Source organism: Chitinophaga vietnamensis (assembly GCF_902167635.1).
Lineage (GTDB): Bacteria > Bacteroidota > Bacteroidia > Chitinophagales > Chitinophagaceae > Chitinophaga > Chitinophaga vietnamensis.
Window position 1 is genome coordinate 273836 of the sequence record NZ_CABHMS010000005.1, and the last position, 17953, is coordinate 291788.

The 17953-nt window shown below is 48.8% G+C and carries 13 protein-coding genes; 7 read left to right on the forward strand and 6 right to left on the reverse strand.

Annotation, left to right across the window (positions count from 1 at the left end; translation table 11 throughout):
* Nucleotides 1-4: 4 nt before the first annotated feature.
* Entirely contained in the window at nt 5-2194 is a 2190-nt protein-coding gene (locus FPG75_RS15355) for a glutamine synthetase III family protein (RefSeq protein WP_143307741.1), read from the reverse strand.
* A gap of 290 nt (nt 2195-2484) precedes the next feature.
* On the opposite strand from FPG75_RS15355, the gene purL reads away from it, so the two are divergent.
* Complete coding sequence (gene purL / locus FPG75_RS15360; RefSeq protein ID WP_143307742.1) at nt 2485-4707, forward strand: phosphoribosylformylglycinamidine synthase subunit PurL; 2223 nt, start codon at nt 2485-2487, stop codon at nt 4705-4707.
* A 67-nt stretch (nt 4708-4774) separates the two neighbouring features.
* On the opposite strand, the gene FPG75_RS15365 is transcribed toward purL, so the two are convergent.
* The 3 genes from FPG75_RS15365 to FPG75_RS15375 all read right to left on the reverse strand — a co-directional run bounded on the left by FPG75_RS15365 (nt 4775) and on the right by FPG75_RS15375 (nt 9769).
* Complete coding sequence (locus tag FPG75_RS15365) at nt 4775-6901, reverse strand: TonB-dependent receptor (protein ID WP_143307743.1); 2127 nt, start codon at nt 6899-6901, stop codon at nt 4775-4777.
* Between the two features lie 6 nt (nt 6902-6907).
* Nucleotides 6908-8002, reverse strand: coding sequence for a PepSY-associated TM helix domain-containing protein (locus FPG75_RS15370; RefSeq protein WP_143307744.1), 1095 nt, complete (start codon nt 8000-8002; stop codon nt 6908-6910).
* A gap of 525 nt (nt 8003-8527) precedes the next feature.
* Nucleotides 8528-9769, reverse strand: coding sequence for an aminotransferase class I/II-fold pyridoxal phosphate-dependent enzyme (locus FPG75_RS15375; protein ID WP_143307745.1), 1242 nt, complete (start codon nt 9767-9769; stop codon nt 8528-8530).
* Between the two features lie 178 nt (nt 9770-9947).
* On the opposite strand from FPG75_RS15375, the gene pafA reads away from it, so the two are divergent.
* The 3 genes from pafA (at nt 9948) to FPG75_RS15390 (ending at nt 13223) form a co-directional block, all read left to right on the forward strand.
* Nucleotides 9948-11618, forward strand: a complete 1671-nt coding sequence (gene pafA / locus FPG75_RS15380; RefSeq protein WP_143307746.1) for an alkaline phosphatase PafA — start codon at nt 9948-9950, stop codon at nt 11616-11618.
* Between the two features lie 142 nt (nt 11619-11760).
* Nucleotides 11761-12540, forward strand: a complete 780-nt coding sequence (locus FPG75_RS15385) for an enoyl-CoA hydratase/isomerase family protein (protein ID WP_143307747.1) — start codon at nt 11761-11763, stop codon at nt 12538-12540.
* Nucleotides 12541-12578: 38 nt separating this feature from the next.
* Complete coding sequence (locus tag FPG75_RS15390; protein WP_143307748.1) at nt 12579-13223, forward strand: DUF4412 domain-containing protein; 645 nt, start codon at nt 12579-12581, stop codon at nt 13221-13223.
* Between the two features lie 142 nt (nt 13224-13365).
* On the opposite strand, the gene FPG75_RS15395 is transcribed toward FPG75_RS15390, so the two are convergent.
* Nucleotides 13366-13722 (reverse strand): hypothetical protein, encoded by a 357-nt coding sequence (locus FPG75_RS15395; protein WP_143307749.1) that lies wholly within the window; start codon nt 13720-13722, stop codon nt 13366-13368.
* 185 nt (nt 13723-13907) lie between these two features.
* Here FPG75_RS15395 and FPG75_RS15400 point away from each other — a divergent pair, with 185 nt between their 5' ends.
* From FPG75_RS15400 to FPG75_RS15410, 3 genes are all read left to right on the forward strand, one after another.
* On the forward strand, nt 13908-15329 hold the full coding sequence (locus FPG75_RS15400; RefSeq protein WP_143307750.1) for a tetratricopeptide repeat protein: 1422 nt from the start codon (nt 13908-13910) through the stop codon (nt 15327-15329).
* 176 nt (nt 15330-15505) lie between these two features.
* Nucleotides 15506-16270, forward strand: coding sequence for a phosphosulfolactate synthase (locus FPG75_RS15405; protein WP_143307751.1), 765 nt, complete (start codon nt 15506-15508; stop codon nt 16268-16270).
* Nucleotides 16271-16354: 84 nt separating this feature from the next.
* Nucleotides 16355-17089, forward strand: a complete 735-nt coding sequence (locus tag FPG75_RS15410; protein ID WP_143307752.1) for a shikimate dehydrogenase family protein — start codon at nt 16355-16357, stop codon at nt 17087-17089.
* A gap of 31 nt (nt 17090-17120) precedes the next feature.
* Here the strand turns inward: FPG75_RS15410 and FPG75_RS15415 are convergent, their stop codons facing one another.
* Nucleotides 17121-17918 carry a class I SAM-dependent methyltransferase gene (locus tag FPG75_RS15415; protein ID WP_143307753.1) on the reverse strand — a complete coding sequence of 266 codons (798 nt, stop codon included), beginning with the start codon at nt 17916-17918 and terminating at the stop codon, nt 17121-17123.
* Between the last annotated feature and the right edge of the window lie 35 nt (nt 17919-17953).

Below are 17953 nucleotides of genomic sequence, written 5' to 3' on the forward strand. Positions count from 1 at the left end.
GGTTTTATCGCAAGAAAAGCAGCTCTCTGTATTTGGGCAGTGCCCATTTCTTGTCATCCACCAGGAACTCCAGTTTGTCGGAGTGGTAACGGATCACATCAAAGTACGGCTTTATCTTTTCACAGTAGTCAATCGCCTTCTGGCGGCTATCGGTCAGCTTGTTAGCTACCTTACGCGCCTCGATCATAGCCTGTACATTTTCACTGATGACATTAATATGTTCAGCTATTTTAGCGGCAATTTGTTTTTGTGCTTTCGCTGCGTCGTCGCCCAGACCGATCTCTTTCAGGCCGCGGATGTTGTTGATCAGCTCATTGAGGTAGCTGATAGCGCACGGCAGGATGGTGTTGGTAGCGAGGTCGCCGATTACACGTGCTTCGATCTGCACTTTCTTCACATAATCTTCCAGCAGAATTTCGTGGCGGGCATGCAGTTCTTTTTCGTTGTAAACGCCGGTTTCTTCGAACAGTTTGGCAGCTTTAGGAGTGATGAAAGCGTCGAGGGCTTTCGGAGTGGTTTTGATATTCTCCAGGCCTCTTTTTGCCGCTTCTTTTTCCCATTCTTCACTGTAGCCGTCGCCTTCGAACAGAACTTTTTCCGAATCTACAATATATTTCCGAAGAGTTTGCATAATCGCAATCTCTTTTTTCTCGCCTTTTTCGATCAGGCCATCTACTTCAACTTTAAAGTCAGCCAGGGTTTTAGCCACGATGGTGTTCAGCACGGTCATCGCTGAGGCGCAGTTAGCGGAAGAACCTACGGCGCGGAACTCGAACTTGTTGCCGGTGAAGGCGAAGGGAGAAGTACGGTTACGGTCGGTGTTGTCCAGCAGCAGCTCAGGAATGTGGCGGTGCAGGTCCAGTTTCAGGATGGCTTCATCCTGCTCGTCGAACTTGTTGTTTACGCGGGATTTTACTTCCTGCAGTACATCGTAGAGGTATTTACCGGAGAATACGGAGATGATAGCCGGAGGCGCTTCGTTGGCGCCCAGACGGAAATCGTTGCTGGGAGAGGCGATAGAAGCTCTCAGCAGGTCTGCGTAATCATGAACCGCTTTGATGGTATTCACGAAGAACGTGAGGAACATCAGGTTGGTTTTCGGTGTTTTACCGGGAGCCAGCAGGTTTACGCCGGTGTCGGTAGCCATGCTCCAGTTATTGTGTTTACCGGAACCGTTGATACCTGCGAAAGGTTTCTCGTGCAGGAGCACTCTCAGTTTGTGGCGTTTGGCCACTTTATTCATGATGTCCATCAGCAGGGAGTTGTGGTCCACTGCGATGTTCACTTCTTCAAAGATAGGTGCGCACTCGAACTGGGAAGGAGCTACCTCGTTGTGACGGGTTCTCAGCGGAATGCCGAGTTTGTACGCTTCTTCTTCGAAATCGCGCATGTAAGCATAAGCGCGTTCAGGAATGGAACCGAAGTAGTGATCTTCCAGCTGTTGACCTTTAGAAGGCGCATGACCTACCACTGTGCGGCCGGTCATCACCAGGTCAGGACGGGCATTAGCGAGGCTTTCATCTACCAGGAAGTATTCCTGTTCCCAACCGAGGGTTGGAGTGATCTTGGTAACGTTTTTATCGAAGTAGTTGCAAACATCTACTGCGGCTTTGTCCAGTGCAGCCAGTGCTTTCAGCAGCGGCGCTTTATAATCCAGTGATTCACCGGTGTAGGAAACAAATATAGTAGGGATGCAAAGTGTTTTACCATGGCCTTGTTCCAGGATGAAAGCAGGAGAAGAAGGATCCCATGCAGTATAACCACGTGCCTCGAAAGTGGCTCTCAGACCGCCGTTAGGGAAGCTGGAAGCATCTGGTTCCTGCTGAACGAGCGCATCACCGTCGAAAGTTTCGAGGGCGCTGCCATCGCTTTTCAGGGTGAAGAAAGAATCGTGCTTCTCAGCAGTAGTGCCGGTTAATGGCTGAAACCAGTGTGTATAGTGGGTTACACCTTTTTTCATCGCCCAGGCTTTCATGCCGGATGCGATCTGCTCCGCCATTTTACGTTCCAGCTTGGTGCCATTTTTAATAGAATTCATCAGGCTTTTGTAAGCCTCATCGCTCAGATATTCCCGTACAATTCTGCCGGAAAAAACATTGCTGCCAAATACTTCGGTAATTTTACCGTTATGTTCGGTGAGTTTGGAGTCTACGCCAGCTAATCCTTCCAGCGCGGTGAAACGTAACGATTGCATGCTGTAATTAATTTTATACAAAAGAACATACAACTGTTTATAAAAGCAAGGAAATTGTTCACTTTAACCAAAAAATTACATTTTGGAGTTAAAAAAGGATTGTTTTTTGAGGAATTATCAAAAAAAATGGAGCAAGCGAGCTCCAAACTGATGAATTAAAAAATTATTAATATAATAGAGTGAGATAAAAATCTTTATCCCTCCATTCCTCGCCATCTCTTGGCATTTGCCGGAAAATCATGTAGGTTTGCATCTCCTTTTAAATTACTCGTTTCTTTTAACTTAAATACATGCAAACCACCGTAGAAATTGCTGAACAGCTTGGACTTACAGCTGACGAGTTTGAACGAATTAAATCCATCTTAGGCCGCACTCCCAATTTTACTGAATTAAGTATGTACTCTGTAATGTGGAGTGAACATTGCAGCTACAAAAACTCTATTGTGTGGCTTAAATCCCTGCCCCGTGAAGGCGACCGTTTGCTGGTGAAAGCAGGGGAGGAAAATGCCGGCCTCGTTGATATCGGCGACGGCTATGCAGTGGTATTTAAGATAGAATCACATAACCACCCTTCTGCCATCGAACCCTTCCAGGGCGCCGCTACCGGCGTTGGTGGCATCCATCGCGACATCTTTACCATGGGCGCTCGCCCCATCGCAGCCCTCAACTCCCTGCGATTCGGTAACATCAATGATAAAAAAACACAACACCTCGTTAAAGGCGTCGTACACGGCATCGGCCACTATGGCAACTGCTTCGGCGTGCCTACCGTAGGTGGCGAAGTGTACTTCGAAGACTGCTACAGCACAAACCCCCTGGTAAACGCCATGAGCGTGGGTATCGTAAAAGTGGGTCAAACAGTTTCCGCTACCTCTCACGGTGAAGGCAATCCCGTTTTTATCGTAGGTTCTGCTACCGGTAAAGATGGTATTGGCGGCGCCTCTTTCGCTTCTGCCAACATCACGGAAGACAGCGTGGAAGACCTGCCAGCAGTACAGGTAGGCGATCCGTTCCAGGAAAAGAAACTGCTGGAAGCCTGCCTCGAAATCATCAAAACCGGCGCCATCATAGGTATGCAGGATATGGGCGCTGCCGGTATCACCTGCTCCACCGCCGAAATGAGCGCCAAAGGTGAACACGGCATGAACATCTGGCTGGACAAAGTACCTACCCGCCAGGAAAATATGAAAGGATGGGAAATGCTCCTCAGCGAAAGCCAGGAACGCATGCTCATCGTAGTGAAGAAAGGACAGGAAAAAGAGATACTCAATATCTTCGATAAATGGGACCTGCACTGCGTGCAGATCGGTGAAGTAACCAAAGATACCAACCTGAAATTCTACATGAATGGCGAACTCGAAGCAGATGTTCCTGCTGAGAGCCTCGTACTCGGCGGCGGCGCACCTCAATACCACCGCGCTTACACCGAACCTGCTTACTTCGCAAAGATCAAAGCATTCGATATCCAGAACATCCCGGATACTACCAATGCTCGCTTCGTAGCAGAAAGGATCGCCGCTTTGCCTAACATCGCCTCCAAACGCTGGATCTATCAACAGTACGATAGCATGGTAGGTACTGCCAACGCCAGCACCAACGCACCCAGCGACGCTGCAATCATAATAGTGAAAGGCACTAAAAAAGCGCTCGCTGTTACTACAGATTGCAACAGCCGCTACGTATTTGCAGATCCGCACACTGGCGGCCAGATCGCAGTAGCAGAAGCCGCCCGCAACATCGTTTGCTCAGGTGGTGAACCGGTGGCTATCACCAACTGCCTTAACTTCGGTAACCCTTACGATCCTGAAGTATACTACCAGTTCGTACACGCCGTACAAGGTATGGGCGAAGCCTGCCGCAAATTCAACACACCTGTTACCGGCGGTAACGTGAGCTTCTATAACCAGTCTCCTGATGGTCCGGTGTATCCTACGCCTACCATTGGTATGATGGGTATCCTCGATAGCATGGAACAGCGCATCACGCTTGATTTCAAAGAAGAAGGCAACCTCGTATACCTGCTCGGCCGCAGCCGCAATGACATCGGCAGCTCTGAATACCTGTCAAAAATCATCGGCATCGAATACAGCCCTGCTCCGCATTTCAACCTGGAAGAAGAGCACCGCCTGCACCAGGCGATCGCTAAACTGAACAAAGCCAAACTGCTCGAATCTGCGCATGACGTGAGCGAAGGCGGCCTGTTCGTGACCCTGCTGGAAAAAGCAATGCCACGTGGCCTCGGCTTCGAAATACACACCAACAACCATTTCCGTAAAGATGCTTACCTCTTCGGTGAAAGCCAAAGCCGTATAGTGGTAACCGTTAGACCGGAAAACAAGGAGAAATTCGAATCCATTCTCCATGGCCTCGTAGACGCTTCTGATGTGTCTGTACGTCATGAGCTGATCGGTACTGTAAAAGGCGACAGCATTGTGGTGAATAACGAAAACTGGGGTAAAGTGAGCGATTGGAAGAAACCTTACGATACTTCCATCGAAGAACACCTGAAATAAAATATCTCTACAATAAAAAGAGCGGCCCTCACACCAGTGAGGGCCGCTCTTTTTTATCTATCTCCTATTAGAAAGAATGATTTAAACCAATATTGAATCTCGCGCCGCTGCCCTTGATATAAGAGTCGGTAATCACTCTCGCCTGCGACATTACGGGATAGTAGTCTGCATTCAGGAGGTTATCGACACCCAGGCGGATAGCGGTTGATTTGTTGAAACGGTAAGCGGTATAGAAATTCACCAGGCTGAAACTGTTCACTGGCCCGTTACCCAGGTCATATTCCTTTGTTTTCGGATTTACATCAAAACGTTTGCGGGCGCCGGAATAGATGTAATACACACCAAGATCCCATTGTTTCAATGGCGAGTAATTCACATTGAAAGTACCTTTATCCGGCGAGATACGGCTGGTAGGCAACCATGTTTTTACACCGTCTACATCTTTCTTACCTTCTACATGTGAATAAGATGCGCTTACAGCAAGGTTCGGCAGGAATTGATATCCGGCGGTAAGCTCAAAGCCCTGAATACGCTCTGGTGCACGTTCCGGCGTAGCCACGCCATTGATATCTTTCAAACTGCTGCCCAGGTCAGAGGTGCTGATGAAGTAAGAACCGGAGGCGTTGAACTTACCGACATTGCTGTTGAAGCCCACCTCATAATTATTGGTGATGATCGCTTTTGTTTCAATAGTATTGATACTGGCGCCGATGCTCGTATCCTTTGCCAGGCGCAGTGTACGGCCCAGGTCATACAGCGAGAAACTTTGAGAGAAACTTACAAAGGGATTGAACCAGTCGAACTTCGTATAGCGCAGGCCGGCATTGAACACCAGCGCTTCGTATGGCAGGCGTCCGCCTTTTACAAATACGCCGCCTTTGTAGTTACCAAAAGGAATGGTAGTATAGTCAGGAATATCCAGCCTGATATTTTCGTAGCGCAATCCGCCTTTCAGCAGGAAATTGTTGAACAGGTACAGTTTCAATTGTGCATAAGGCGCATAGTTTTTCATATTCATCTCCGGTACAAATCCACGGCCATCGGTAAGACTTTGTTTGGTAATGTCATTGAGGATATCCACGCCCCAGGTTACATCGCCATGTATATCCGGGCTGAAATGGAATACGGTATTGAAGTTCGCGCGGGCGCCTTTCTTTTTGGAAGAGATGGCGGAATTGCCTGAGGGCTTGTAATAATCCGACCATTCAAAGATGGTGTAGAAATCCTGGTAATACAGGTTGATATCCAGCGAGGTGTTTTTGAAGATATCCCTGGAAGTATAATTCAGATAGGCGTTATGGTTATAGGGCGTGCCTTGCTTGTCGCCAACAGGCGTGCCTACCACGCCGATGATGGGGCTTGCGCCGAATTTGCCGCCGGAGTTTACATAGGTGGCATTCTGCATGCTGCGGTAGTAATTGTACATCACTTCCAGGCGGTTCTTTTCATTGAAGTTGTAGCCCAGTTTGGTAAATGCATTGATATTTTCGTTCTGCGCCAGCGATTGGGAAGGTGCGATCACTTCGCCATTGGCGTCTTTCGCGACGCCTGTTTGTTCGTAAGTGCCGCTTGCTACATAGTCGAATTTTTTGATCGTACCGCTGAACGATTGCGAGATGCGTCCGCCAAGACTGTTGGCGGCGCTGCTGAGCGAACCCGCGGCACTCACATCGGTGGAGCCGCTGAAAGCCTTGTCCGCATTCGCTTTTTTGGTGATGAAGTTGATGATGCCACCATCGGCGCCGTTACCATATATCGCGGTGGCGCCTTTGATCACTTCCACTCTTTCAATAACGGAAACGTCTATACTCCGCATGTCTTTATCGCCGTTGCGGAGCGGTGTAGATTGCGGGATACCGTCGATCATGATGAGCATGCTGCGGCCACGGAGCGATTGTCCTTTCTTGGTAGCGGTATTGGTTCCCAGTGTGAGACCTGGCACGTTCATACTGAGCAGCTGGTTAATATCTGTGGTGATGGCGCTTTGTTCGCGTAGTTGTTTACCGGTGATGATGGTAATAGAAGAAGGAACGGTACCTAGTGTTTCCTTGTTACGGCCGGCTGTTATCACAACTTCGTTGAGGCCTTTGCTGGCAGGCTGTGTGGTATCTGCTACAGTTGCTTCAGTACTTTGTGCGGCCACTTGTATGGTGGCGGTCAGTATCACTAATCCAGATAATATATATTGCTTCATATGTTCTTAAACTGCCTGTGGCAGCGGGTTACGGTGTGTTTTAATAATGAACTTGCGGCGGTACCATATCAGGAAACCTGATACAGAGAGGATGCCGGGGGTGAGTGCAAACAGTGAATAGAGGATTTTTACCAGGATGCCGCCATAGTTGCCAAAGTGAAGGGGAGAGATGCAGGCATTGAATTTATCGCCGAAAGTTGCCTTGCTGAAATCTATTGTTTTTACGATGGCGCCGCTGGCGGGATCAAATGAAACAGCGGATGGATATTCGCCCCAGATGGCCGACTCGCGGGCATGTCCGAGGAACCTCACCGGATCGCCGGCTTTCTTTGGCGGCCGTATACCCATTACCGTTAGACCCGGGATCTGGCTTTCCGCTTTGATCATGAGCCGGTCGTAATCGGCATTCACAGGCACTTCGGTGAAAATGGCCGCCGGATTTTTACGCGCGTCAATGATCTTGCATTCCATCAGCACACCTGTGAAAGCGATGAGCAGATTAAACAGAACGGCCCATACGCCGATGATGCGGTGCAGGTTACGCCAGCGGCGTTTGCGCTTGTGCCATTCCAGCGGCGCTTTGAAGGTGAGCACTTTCCGGAACGATTTGCGGTATATCCAGGTACCGGTGAGCAGGGAGAGGAAGAGCAGGATGCCAGTAACAAGCATGACCTGCGCGCCGGTTTTGCCGGCCAGCAGCGAGAAGTGGAAGTAGAGCAGCCAACCCATGAAATAATCTTTGTTACCACGTTGCGCGATCACTTCCGCAGTATAGGGATTGACGAACAGGTATACTTTGTTTTCGACGGAGTATTCCGCTCTGATGACAGTGGTTTCAGTGGGGGCTTCTGGCAGTTTCGTTACCAGCAGGTAGGGATGGCCTCCGCGGAGCGCTCGCCTGGCGCTGCTGAGCTGTTCCTGTATGGGCTTGCGGATGGCGCCGGGCCTTACCTGGTGGAGATGAGCGTTGAGCGCCTGGTCGATTTCTTCATTGAAAACAAGCAAGCTGCCGCTGCAACTGGCCAATAACAGCATGATACCGGCCACGAGGCCCGTGATCCGGTGTATCCAGAATAATTGCTTGCTCCAATGTTTGTCCAATCTGTAGTTTTTTTAACCTTATCAGTATGACGGCGCACGAAAGTGCTATTCTTCCGGGCGGCGCGCGTTGCCGCCGCAAAGTTAGCCTTAGCTTAGCCGGAACGTTTACGCAATAAGGAAAAATATCAATCAGAAACGGAAAAAGGCGGTATTTGGGGGGTGTGGCTGACTTATTGCATCAGTCCTGCGTTTTTAACAACCCGTTAACAAAATCACACATACGTGTCATAGATTACTGCGAAATCTGATCTACTTTTGAAAAGAACGAAGCAAAAACGTTTGCACCTTAGAAAATTACTATCGATATAAATTATTTGGAATCACTTGGTTATTCCACATTCTATGAAGACCAATTGTTCTACCATGTCCTAATGAAAACTAAGTGAACTTACACCTAGTGAAAGAACGATTTGTTGTAAAGGGCTGATACATATCAGCCCTTTTTGCATGGAGTGACCTGGTGACTATATTAAAAAAGCCGCTCTTCACACAAGAGCGGCTTTTTGCTAAAAATATATTGCTTGCTTATACTACGGGTATTTCAGCTACCTGGTAAACTTTCTGATCCAGTTTGGTTTTGGTTTCGCTGAAAGCCTGAAGGGTAAGTTCGATATCTTCATCATTGTGTGCAGCTGTCGGGATGATACGGAAGATGATCTGTCCTTTAGGGATCACCGGGTATACGACGATAGAGCAGAAGATGTTATAGTTTTCGCGGAGATCGAGGCACATGGCGGTAGCTTCCGGAATGTCGCCCTCGAGGTAGATCGGCGTAACGGGGGAGTTGGTTTTACCGATGTTGAAGCCTCTGTCGCGCAGGCCCTGTTGCAGTTTCTGCACATTTTCCCAGAGTTTGGCTTTCAGTTCCGGGTGTTTGCGCATCAGCTGCACACGTTTCAGGTGGCCGATTACGATAGGCAGCGGGAGGGATTTGGCGAAGATCTGGGAGCGCATGTTGTAGCGCAGGTAATTGATGATCGCTTTCTGGCCGCTGATGAAACCACCAATAGAAGCGCCTGATTTGGCGAAAGTGTTGAACAGCAGGTCGATCTTGTCCTGAACGCCTTGTTCTTCGCCGGTACCAGCGCCGGTTTTACCCATGGTGCCGAAGCCGTGCGCATCGTCTACCATCAGGCGGAATTCGTATTTATCTTTCAAAGCAGCGATCTCTTTCAGTTTACCCTGGTCGCCGGCCATACCAAACACCCCTTCCGTGATCACGAGGATACCGCCATTGGTGGTTTTGATCATTTCTACCGCACGTTTCAGCTGTTTTTCCAGGTCTTCGATATCGTTATGCTTGAACACATAGCGATGGCCCTGGTGGAGGCGTAAGCCGTCGATCAGGCAGGCATGCGCTTCTGCGTCGTAAACAATTACATCTCTACGGTTGCATATGGCATCGATGGCGCTCATAAAGCCCTGGTAGCCGTAGTTTACCAGCGTGGTATCTTCTTTACCCATGTAATCGGAAAGTTCCTTTTCCAGCTGCTCGTGGTAGTTGGTGTTACCAGTCATCATGCGCGCGCCCATGGGGGCGGCGAGACCAAATTCAGCAGCGGCCTGTGCGTCCGTGGCGCGAACTTCCGGGTGGTTGGCGAGGCCCAGGTAGTTGTTCAGGCTCCATACAATTTTCTCTTTGCCCCGGAATTTCATACGGGGGCCTATTTCTCCTTCCAGTTTAGGGAATGCGAAATAGCCATGGGCTCTGTCTGAATGTTCCCCGATGGGGCCCATGTGTTTCAGCAGTTTTTCGAAAATATCCATATGCTATATTATGTAATGGTTAATTGCTTTCAATTAAAATGGCCACAAAGGTATTAAAATATTACTTTTTGTAAACTTGGTTTACATTTGCCTCCATCTTTTCAAAATTACGACAGCTATGAAATATCCGGGCCAATGAGCCCGTCATCTTAAATCCTTTAAAAATTATTACAATCTGATGAAACGGAACAACCTTTTAACAGCGGCCTTGCTCCTCGTAAGTACGGCTGTTTGGGCACAGAAGGCCACGTCGCCAAAGCCTTTCAATCATGCCGCAGCTGCTAAAACAAGTGCTAAAACTGCTGCCCGGCCCAAACTGGTAGTGGGCGTGGTAGTGGACCAGATGCGTTGGGATTACCTGTACCGCTACAACAGCCGCTATGGCGCTGGTGGTTTCAAAAGATTGTTACAGGAAGGATTCTCCTGCGAAAATACCCTGATCAACTATACCCCTACCATCACAGCTTGTGGCCACACCTGCGTGTACACCGGCTCTGTGCCTGCCGTGCATGGCATCATCGGCAATACCTGGTATAGTCCTGCATTGGGCCGCAAAGTGTATTGCACGGAAGATACTACAATGAACACCGTTGGCAGCAGCTCCGCCGCTGGTAAAATGAGCCCGCGCAATATGCTGGTGACCACCATCGGCGATGAATTGCGCCTCTCCAATAATTTCCAGAGCAAAGTAATCGGTGTGGCGATCAAAGACCGCGGCGCTATCCTGCCGGCCGGCCACAGCGCCAATGCCGCTTTCTGGTATGATGGCACTACCGGCAACTGGGTAACCAGCACTTACTACATGAATGAGCTGCCAGCATGGGCGCAAACTTTCAATAACGAAAAATGGCCGCAGCAATATCTCTCCAAACCCTGGACCACGCTGTATCCTGCGGCTACCTATACACTCAGCACCGCTGATGAAAAACCTTATGAAGGCAAGTATAAAAACGCCAGCAACACGTCTTTCCCGCATGACCTGTCTGCACAAGCCAACAGCCTGATCTCCGCTTCTCCCTTCGGCAATACCATGACCCTGGAATTTGCGAAGAAAGCGCTGGAAGCCTATAACCTGGGTAAAGGCAACGTAACGGATTTCCTCGCTATCAGCCTGTCTTCCACGGATTATGTAGGCCATCAGTTCGGTCCTAATTCAGTGGAGATTGAAGATACTTACCTGCGCCTCGATCAGGACCTGGCCACCTTGTTCCAGTACCTCGATGCAAAAGTGGGTAAAGGCCAGTATGTATTCTTTATCACTGCAGACCATGGCGTAGCGCATGTTCCGGGCTTTATGGAAGAAAATAAACTGCCCGGCGGCGTATGGGATGATAACGGCGCGATGAAAGATATCAACAAGCAGATCGCTGATAAATTTGGCGTGAAAGGCGCTATCAGCGCGGCAGACAACTACCAGTTCTGGCTGGACCATGCCGCTATTGCAACTGCTGGTAAAAATGAAGCAGAGATCACCCAGTTCATCATCGACCAGGTAACGAAATCGCCCGCTATCGCGAATGCTTTCCCGCTGAAACAGCTGAGCAATACGCCACTGACGGAAGTGATGCATAAAATGCTCACCAATGGTTATAATGCCAAACGCAGCGGCGATATCCAGGTGATACTGGCGCCAGGTTATATTGAAGGCGGGAAAACCGGTACCACACACGGTTTGTGGTATCCTTACGATGCGCATATTCCGCTGGTATGGATGGGCTGGGGCATTCATCCCGGCAAAACCAACCGTACAGTGGGTATGACCGATATTTCACCCACCCTGGCCGCGCTGCTGCATATCCAGATGCCAAGCGGCACAGTAGGTAAGGTGATTGAAGAGATCACAAAGTAACAGCGTATAGCCGGTACCGTGAGGTACGGCCTGATATCGGATAATCTTTTTTTTCTTACATTGGAGCGCAGTACACAACGGGATGTTTCGATCTTTTGTGTGCTTTGCTCCTTTGTATTTTGAGGACTATAAAATCTGACGCATGGCTTTTTCGTTTTTATTGTATGAAGTAGCTGATCGCGTAGCCAGTATCACGCTGAACCGCCCTGAAAAGCGGAATGCGCTGAATGGCTTACTGGTAGCGGAGTTGCGGCAGGCTTTCCGGCAGGCCGCGGAAAATGAACAGGTAAAGGTGATCGTGCTTAAAGGCAATGGCGACGCCTTTTGCGCCGGCGCTGACCTGGAATACCTGCAACAGCTGCAAAAGAACACTTATGAAGAAAACCTTGCTGATTCCAGGGAATTGATGGCTTTGTTCCGCGAGATTTATGAGCTGGACAAGATCGTGATCGGCCAGGTAGAAGGCCACGCGGTAGCGGGCGGCTGCGGATTGGTCACCCTTTGCGACCTGAGTTATGCCGTACCCGAGGCCATGTTGGGATATACAGAAGTGAAGATCGGCTTTATTCCTGCGCTGGTAGCGGTTTTCCTGGTGCGCAAGATAGGAGAGGGCCGCTCCCGCGAATTGTTGCTCACCGGTAAGTTAGTGAGTGCAGAGAAGGCGGCGCAGGATGGTCTCATCACGGCGGTAGTACCGGCCGCAGATATCCGGCAGCAGGTGGCGAAAGTGGCTGCCAGCTTGTGTACGGAAGCATCCGGCCACTCACTCAAAGTAACCAAGCAATTGATTGGCACAGTGTTGGACCTTACATTGGAAGAAGGCCTCACGCACGCTGCGGAACTGAATGCCGCCACCCGGGGGCACAGCGATTGCAAGCGTGGTATCGCGGCCTTTCTGAATAAAGAGAAGCTTATCTGGTAACTGAAATATCAGTATACCAATCACTAACACCACACAATATGTCACACCGGTTGTTTTTAACATTTTTATGCCTGTGGATCTCCGGCGCGCTGCTGGCTCAGCGTACCGTTTCTGACGCCAAAATCACCTATAAGATGGAATTGCCGCCAGAGCAGCTGCAAATGGATGCCATGCTGGAAAACAGCACCCTTACCCAGTACATGCGCGGACACCTGAGCCGTATCGATATGAACCTGAACATTGTGAACTATACCTACCTGATGAACAGCAAGGATGAAACAATGACCACGCTCATCGACCAGCACGGGAACAAATACCTGATCCGCATCAGCAAGGAGCAATACGAGAAAGACCTGAAGCAATACGAGAACATCCAGTTCAAGGAAGATGGGGAAACCAAGCAGATCGCGGGTTATACCTGCCGTAAGGCCACTGCTACTGTGGATGGTAAAACCATTGACGTGTATTATGCACCTGATCTGATACCTGAAAACAAGCTCTATAACCACCGTTTCATGAACCTGAAGGGAATTGCCTTGCAGTTCGAGATTCCAACTAAAACGGGCGCCAAGATCAAGGTGATTGCTACGAAGGTAGAGTTGTTCCCTATCCCGGCATCTTACTTTGATGTACCAAAATCGGGCTATAAGGAAGTGAGCCAGCAGGAGCTGAAAAACATGTAATGATCTACAGAAAAATAGCAAGGTCCCACACCAGCAGGTGCGGGACCTTTTTATGAGTGGAGCTTATATTTCTATATAAAAAAACCGGTCAAAAAGCTGTGAAACTCTTTGACCGGCTTGTATTGTACTTGAAGAAACGTAATTATCCTTTCTTAAGTGGCAGAATGATCTGCAGGCGCTGGAAGTTCATATTTCCAGGCTGTTGCGGTACCTGTACATTGTAAGGTACTACGTAGGTAACGTTACCTTTGGTATAAGTCATTACTGATTTGAAGTTTACGGTGTTGTTATTGGTAAACTTGAAGTCAGAAGAGAAAGCGCCGGTATAACGATAGCCGGCATCCAGGCCGAGATTAGCTTTAGGCATGGAAGTATTGAGAACAAAGTGGGTATTGTCCGTTTTTTTCACCTTGTCTTTATTATCGGTGGGCAAAAGATTACTGTTTGCCTGCGCTTTGATAGCCAGCAGCGCCATAACGCCCGCCAACATGCAAGACAATGAAAAAGTTTTTAATATGAAGGGTCTCGTTTTCATTGTATCACAAATGTACAAACTTTTTGATGTATTCTATAACATATTCTTAACGCAAGATACGAAGAAAACCTAAAGAAATGTTAAAAAATTTATAAACGGTTAACAGAGGGGATTACTTGGGGATATGGAAATTGCTTATATTTACACTAATGAGTAAAGACTTTTCATTTTTAAACGAGGATTTTGATGATCTGAGAGACTTGTTGCAGCAGTTTGAAAACTTAAGGGCTGGTAAGTCTCATTCTTTTCTGGACGAAGACTCATTTGAGCAGATCATCGATTATTATGACGAGCATGATGAAATGCCGATCGCCTTACAGGCTGCAGAAATAGCCATCGAACAATTTCCCTACTCCGCCGCACTACTACTGAAGAAAGCCAACTTGCTGATAGAAACCAAGAAGTACCGGGAAGCCCTGGATATGCTTGATAAAGCCGCCCTCCTCGACAGTAACGATATCAATCTCTACATCCTGCAAACCGACGTTTACCTGGCGCTGAACCAGCACCAGAAAGCGGCGCGTGTGCTGGAAGAGCAGATCGATCAGTTTGATGGGGAAGACCGCACCGAGTTGTTGCTGGAACTGGCAGATGTGTATGACGACTGGGAGGAGTTCGAGAAGGTATTCGATTGCCTGAAGATGGCGCTGGAACACGATCCTAACAATGAGGAAGCGCTCCACAAGATCTGTTTCTGGACGGAGTTTACCGGCCGGAATGAGGAGAGCATCCGCCTGCATACGCAGATCATAGATGAGTTTCCGTACAATCACCTGGCCTGGTTCAATCTGGGCACCGCCTACCAGGGCCTGAAGCTGTATGAGAAATCGATCGATGCTTACCAGTATGCGGTGGCGATCGACGAGAAATTTGATTACGCCTACCGTAATATGGGAGATGCGTATATCCGTTTGCGTAAGTACGCCGAAGCGATAGAAGTGTTGCAGAAGCACCTGGAGATTGCCAAGCCTGAAGATGTGATCTATGAAGCGATCGGACATTGTTATGAGCGTCAGCGCAAGTTTACCCAAGCGCGTTATTATTATCGGAAGGCTTCCCACCTTAGCCCGAACGATGATAAGCTGTACTATAAAATAGCCGTGGCCTATATGATGGAGGCCAACTGGGAAAATGCGGCCAAGTCCTTGCTCAGCGCCCTGAAGATCAACAAGCAGAGCACTGAATACAACATGAGCCTGGGAGAATGCTACCTGGAGATGGGCAAAAACAAGGACGCATTGATCCATTTCATGAATGCGGTGCGTATGCGACCCAAGAGCGCGCAGGCCTGGCAGGAATTGCTGCGCGGGCTGTATGTGTCGGGCTTTTTGGAAGAAGCGCTGACGCAGCTGGCCACTGCTGAAGAAAAGGCGGGCCGCAAACCCGTGTTCATGTATTACCGTGCCGCCATCCTGATTGCCATGGGGAAAACAAAGGAAGGGCTGCTGCACCTGGAAACAGCGTTACAACAGGCGCCGAAAATCCTGAAGAAGCTGGTGGAGCTGGACCCCGCCATCTTACAGCATGTGAGTGTTGTTGACCTGATCGCCCAGTACAGGCGTAAGCGTTAAGCAATGTTAATTACACTTTTAAAATAGCGGATACTTCTTATTTTTGCGCCGGCTTTGCATTGTCATGGACGGAAGCCAACTATTTCCGGTTAAAAAAATGCTAATCAGCTATACCCAAGTGCCTGGCAGTATTAGCGGGTGTTTTAATGACCATTAAGAAGATAAAAATATTTCAAATGAATTTTAATCTGACACAAATCCCGGAAAGGACAAAGAAGCCTCGCAAACATGGTCTGACCATGGTTATGGACAAGGGGCTCAGTTTGGAAGAAGCAAGAAATTTTTTATCTGCCTCCTCGCCTCACGTGGATATTGTTAAGCTGGGTTTTGGCACTTCCTTCGTAACGCCCAACCTGCGCCAAAAAATTGAACTGTACCAGGCTGCCAACATCCCTGTATACTTCGGCGGTACTTTGTTTGAAGCCTTCCTCATCCGCAACCAGTTTGATGAATACGTAAAAGTGGTTCAGGACTACGGCATCTCTTACATGGAAGTATCCGATGGTTCTATCACTATTCCGCATGCAGAGAAATGCGGCTATATCGAGAAGCTCTCCAAGATCGGGTTGGTGCTCAGTGAAGTGGGCTCCAAAGACGCAGAGCACATCATCCCTCCTTACAAATGGATTGAGCTGATGAGCGCAGAACTCAATGCCGGCGCCACCTATGTGATCGCAGAGGCGCGCGAAAGCGGTAATGTGGGTATCTATCGCGGTACCGGTGAAGTACGCGAAGGTCTTGTACAGGAAATCCTCACACAGATACCTGCGGAAAAGATCATCTGGGAAGCGCCCCAGAAAGCCCAGCAGCTCTACTTCCTGGAGCTGGTAGGTTGCAATGCCAACCTCGGTAACCTCGCACCACATGAAGTAATCTCCCTGGAAGCGATGCGCGTAGGCCTCAGAGGCGATACGTTCCATCTGTTTCTGGACAAAGAATAATGATTTTCGAATTTTTTGATTTACGGATTTAGAGATTTAAACAAATTCCTAAATCCGTAAATCAAAAAATCAAAAAATTCTCAAATGAAACTCTACGGCCTTATCGGCTACCCGCTCAGCCACTCCTTCTCCAAAGGATATTTTGCTCAGAAGTTTGAGCAGGAGCACATTACAGGCTGCCGTTATGAAAATTTTCCACTGGCAGATATCAACACCTTCCCATCTTTATTACAGCAGCAACCGGAACTATGCGGCCTTAATGTTACCATTCCCTACAAACAAGTGGTGATGCCTTATCTGCATAGCATCAGTGATGCTGCTGCGGAAATCGGCGCCGTAAACACGATCCGCTTTAAAGATGGCCAGCTGAAAGGTTTCAATACGGATGTAATTGGGTTTACTAACTCATTGAAACCCTTGCTGCAAGCGCATCACCAGCGAGCGCTGGTACTGGGTACCGGCGGCGCAGCCAAAGCCGTGATGTATGCCTTGAAACAATTATCGATCCCCTATACCCTGGTGAGCCGCCGCGATGGCCCGGAAACAATTGCGTATGGCGCATTACAGCGTGCAGATATGGAAGCGCATACCATCATCATCAATACATCGCCGGTAGGGATGTATCCCAATGTAGATGAGTTGCCAGCCATCCCTTACGAATACATCACTTCAAAACATTTGCTGTATGACCTGGTGTATAACCCGCCGGAAACGCTGTTCCTGCAAAGGGGCGCGGCGAAAGGCGCTACTGTCAAGAACGGTCATGAAATGCTGATATTGCAGGCCGAAGCGGCCTGGGAGATATGGAACCAAGGATAAAAAAATAAAGCCCCAAGCGGGGCTTTATTTTTTATCGTGGTTTAATCATGTAATAAACACAGGTGGTGACGAAGTCGCGGAACCATGGAATGGCTGCAATCGGCCCCCACTGCTCTTTTGCGCTCACCCCGAATTTATATTTGTAGATCGGGTTGATGAGATAGAACCTGCGCTGCGTAATATCGTATTGTTGTTGTTTAACGATTTTTTCGAAACGCTCGATAGAAATACCCGTGGATTTCACATCCAGCAGTTCCTGGATGGTATCATCCTTTTCTCCGAACATCTTTGCAAGCCCTTTATAGAGCGGCGCCGGCAGCAGGTGGATATAAGGCACCATGCTGAGAAATTTGTTCTGGCATATCTGCTGGTGGCCGCCGTGCGGCATGTACCAGGGTGGAAATCCGAAATATATCTGGCCGCGCGGGCTGAGCAGCTGCTTCAGGTGGCCGATGATCTTCTCCTGGTCAGGAATATGCTCGATAGCATCTTTGAGGATGATCAGATCGAAAGCGTTGCGGAACGCTCCTAAAAAGTCAACATCATAAATGTTCTTCGCGATCAGTTTCAGCTGGCCATTGCTCACATATTTGCCGAGGAAACCATTTGCCAGGGCAATGCGTTCCGGTACAAGGTCCACACCTACGCAGCGGCAGCCTTGTTCCAGCATGGGAGTGAGCACGCCGCCTTCACCACAGCCAACCTCCATTACATGCAGGCCTTCCAGCTGTGGGAACTCCTGTTGAATAAAGGGCAGCACATAGTCGCGCGAGTTATCTACCTGTTGCTGGTAACGTAATGTTGCGTCTGTATGATGTTGTAACGACATGTTTTGAAAATTCCGTGAAAATAGTAAAAAAAGCG